Below are 2634 nucleotides of genomic sequence, written 5' to 3'. Positions count from 1 at the left end.
CAGCCGCCGTACCTCGCCACGCCGCGAACCGGGCAGGACGAGCAGGGTCTTGACGCGATCAGGAGAAAGGTCGCGCGGTAGTTCCTGCGCCTTGGCTGCGGCCAGCAAACCCGCATCGTGGGTCAGGCGATGCCCGACATAGGTGCCCGGTGGCCCGCCGAGCCGCTCGAGCTCCTTGACCTCGAACGGCAGGATGCAGAGGATGTGGTCGACATAGGGCTTCATCGCCACCGCCCTGCCCGGCCGCCACGCCCACACGCTCGGGCAGACATAGTGGATGATCGGAATCGACGGGTTGGCCGCACGCACCTTTTTGGCGACGCGCAACGAAAAGTCCGGACTGTCGATGGTGACCATGCAGTCCGGCTTTTCGTCGGCAACGGTCTTGGACAGTTGGCTGATCCGCCGCATCAGGCGCGGCAGGTCGCGTAGAACGGCGCTGAACCCCATCAGGGCGATCTCGCCGGCATCGAATGGCGAGACCAGTCCCAGCGCCTGCAAATGACGGCCGCCGAGGCCGACGAGTTGCACCTCGCGCCCCACAGCCTGGCTGAGCGAGCGCACTATGTCGGCACCGAGCAGGTCGCCAGACTCCTCTCCGGCAACGATTGCGATCTTCAATGCCCTGTCAGCCATTGCGCGGCTCCGTGGCGGCACGCAGGCCAAGGACGAACAGGCCAAGTGCATTGGCGCGCGCGATGGTTTCAGGACCTTCGAGGATCAGCGAGCGTCCCGCCTCGACGGCAATGCCGGCGAGTCCGGCCGCGTGCGCTGCCTCGACCGTCTGCGGACCGATGGATGGAAGATCGGCGCGCAGTTCCTGACCGGGCTTGGCGCACTTGACGAGGACGCCGCGGGTCTTGCCCGCAATACGGCCGTGGCCGCGCAGCAGCTTCGCACGATCAAGCAGGCCGGCTGTTCCTTCGATGCCTTCCAGCGCGATTGCCCGGCCGCCAACCGCGATCGCCGCCTGGCCGACATCCAGCGCCCCGATGGCCTTTGCTGCCGCAAGGCCTGCCTCAATATCGCGCCAGTCCAATTTTCGCGGTTCGGCCTTGGTCAGCACGCCTTCGGCGGCGACAAGATTCGGCACTACTTCGTGGGCGCCAACGACCTTTACTCCGCGCGCTTCGAGGCCTCGTGCCAAGACCTTCAGAAGACCATCGTCGCCACGCGCGAGCGCCATGACGACCAAAGGAATCACCGCGAGCAGGCTGAGACTGGGGCGCAGCGCAAGCAATCGCGGCCGGCGCTTGATCTCGCCTGCAAGCACCAGATGGGTGATCCGGTGCCGCCGCAGCAAAGGGACGAGCGAGCCTATACCTTCCAGAGCGAGGCTTTCGTGATCGTATCGGGAGAGTTCCGCGATGCGGTCGACCTCGCCTTCCATCAGGATGACGAAGGGCGGATAACCTTGTTCAGCCGAACCGGCCGCGACTTCGACCGGCAGACTGCCGCCGCCGGCAATGATGCCGACCCTGGAGCCCGGCGGAAGATCAAGACGCGCAGCCGCTGTCTCAGTCTTCGTCATCGACATCGTCGCCATCGCCGCCCTTGAGCGACGGCACAGCATAATGCCGCTTGCCGCGACTGCTGATGAAATCGATGATCTTCATGGCGGTCGGCGACGACGCGAACTCCGCCTTGGCGAACTCGATGTTCTCGCCAACGGTGCGGGAACGATCGAAGATCATCCTGTAAGCCTTGCGCAGTACAAGGATTTCGGACCTTGGCAGGCCGGAGCGCTTGAGGCCGATGATGTTGAGGCCGCGTAGGCTGGCGCGGTTGCCGACCGCTATGGCAAAGGGGATGACATCGCCGACGATCGCGGAGCAGCCGCCGAGAAAGGCGTTGTCGCCGATGCGGACAAACTGATGCACTGCGGTCAGGCCGCCGATATAGACATTGTTGCCGACCTCGCAGTGGCCGCCCAGCGTTGCACCATTGGCGAACGTCGCATTGTTGCCGACGACGCAATCATGGGCGATATGGGCGTAGGCAAGGAAATTGCCATTGTCGCCGACCGTCGTCTCGCCGCGGCTGGAATCGGTGCCGAGATGCATGGTCACGCCTTCGCGGATCGTGCAGTTCCTGCCGATGACCAAGGTGGTGCGACCGCCCTTGTGCTTGGTGTTCTGCGGCGGTGCGCCCAATGTCGCCATCGGATAGACCTTGGTCGAGGCACCGATCGACGTCGCGCCCATCACCGAGACATGACTGACCAGTTCGACGTCGTCGCCGATCACCACATCGGCACCGACATGGCAGAACGGCCCGATGCGTGCACCTTGGCCGATTTGGGCGCCTTCCTCGACAATGGAGGACGCATGAATGGATGTCTTGATTTTCATAAGCACTCGATCGTCAGTCGCTGGTGACCATCATGGCTGAAATCTCGGCCTCGGCCGCCTTGGCGCCGTCGACCATGGCTTCACAAGCGAATTTGAGCAGGTTGCCGCGTTTCTTGATTTTCTTGACATGGATCTTCAACTGGTCGCCGGGAACCACCGGTTTGCGGAATTTGGCGTTGTCGATGGTCAGGAAATAGACCAGCGACGGCTTTTCGGTACCCAGGCTGCGGATACAGATGGCGCCGGCCGTCTGCGCCATCTGTATCCGCAGCCTGGGTACCGA

Annotated in this window: 3 protein-coding genes and 1 pseudogene; all 4 read right to left on the bottom strand. The window is 63.6% G+C overall.

Going from position 1 to position 2634, the window contains the following annotated elements; all coding sequences use genetic code 11:
• A pseudogene (locus EN893_RS28365) lies at positions 1-636 on the bottom strand (lipid-A-disaccharide synthase); the annotation flags it as partial.
• A complete protein-coding gene (locus tag EN893_RS28360; RefSeq protein ID WP_236383052.1) occupies positions 629-1531 on the bottom strand; it encodes an LpxI family protein in 903 nt (300 codons plus the stop codon). The pseudogene EN893_RS28365 and the gene EN893_RS28360, both read right to left, overlap by 8 nt.
• Positions 1518-2351 (bottom strand): acyl-ACP--UDP-N-acetylglucosamine O-acyltransferase, encoded by an 834-nt coding sequence (gene lpxA / locus EN893_RS28355; protein ID WP_127268626.1) that lies wholly within the window; start codon positions 2349-2351, stop codon positions 1518-1520. Before lpxA ends, EN893_RS28360 begins: the two co-directional genes overlap by 14 nt.
• Before the next feature lie 13 nt (positions 2352-2364).
• Positions 2365-2634 (bottom strand): hotdog domain-containing protein (locus tag EN893_RS28350; protein WP_281062510.1); only part of this gene is annotated, 270 nt, incomplete at its 5' end.

Origin of the sequence: Mesorhizobium sp. M7A.F.Ca.CA.004.04.2.1 (assembly GCF_004022825.1) — a bacterium.
Lineage (GTDB): Bacteria > Pseudomonadota > Alphaproteobacteria > Rhizobiales > Rhizobiaceae > Mesorhizobium.
Note: the sequence above shows the minus strand (reverse complement) of the source record. Positions and strands in the feature narration are given on the sequence as shown.

What these genes read in the sequence shown, in the direction of transcription:
- EN893_RS28360 (WP_236383052.1), bottom strand. Translation starts at nt 1,531, where the DNA reads ATGACGAAGACTGAGACAGCGGCTGCGCGTCTTGATCTTCCGCCGGGC.
- lpxA (WP_127268626.1), bottom strand. Translation starts at nt 2,351, where the DNA reads ATGAAAATCAAGACATCCATTCATGCGTCCTCCATTGTCGAGGAAGGC.